The 484-nt window shown below is 32.9% G+C and carries 2 protein-coding genes; both read right to left on the bottom strand.

Annotated elements, in window-relative coordinates; genetic code table 11:
- On the bottom strand, window positions 1–118 hold a 118-nt coding region (locus GNY06_RS00310; RefSeq protein ID WP_166518310.1), incomplete at its 3' end, for an S-adenosylmethionine:tRNA ribosyltransferase-isomerase.
- A gap of 233 nt (window positions 119–351) precedes the next feature.
- Window positions 352–484: S-adenosylmethionine:tRNA ribosyltransferase-isomerase (locus GNY06_RS00315; protein WP_166518311.1), on the bottom strand; the 133-nt coding region annotated here is incomplete at its 5' end.

The following is a 484-nucleotide window of genomic DNA, read 5'->3' on the forward strand; positions in this document are numbered from 1 at the left end:
GTTCGATGGTTTGTGTTTTACGGTCTAACACCATCAATTTGGCCTCATCTCTGTTTTCACATGGATGCTCTGCTAAAAGATGATCGGGAAGGTTAAAATTAAAATCAGAAGTTTTCATTGTTATAAATTATGTTGTGTTAAAAAATAAAACCCCACTATAAGATATTCTCTCACTTTAATGAAATTTTGAGTTCTTTAATCACTCCCATTTTTGCAATTCAACCTTCTATTTTTAACAATATGATAAATAAGTATACTAAATATACGTTGGAACCAATACGTTTTTCTATCCTCGGATTTTACTTAATACTTATTTATAAGAGCCAAGATCTCCTCCCAGCTATTAATTCATTATAGAATAAGCATGGCATCTCCATAGGAGTAAAACTTGTATTCATGCTTAATGGCCTCTTCATAAGCCTGCATCACAAAATCTCTTCCTGCAAAGGCTGCAATCATCATAATTAGAGTGGATTTGGGCGTA

This window comes from Elizabethkingia argenteiflava, assembly GCF_009904105.1.
Classification (GTDB): Bacteria; Bacteroidota; Bacteroidia; order Flavobacteriales; family Weeksellaceae; genus Elizabethkingia; species Elizabethkingia argenteiflava.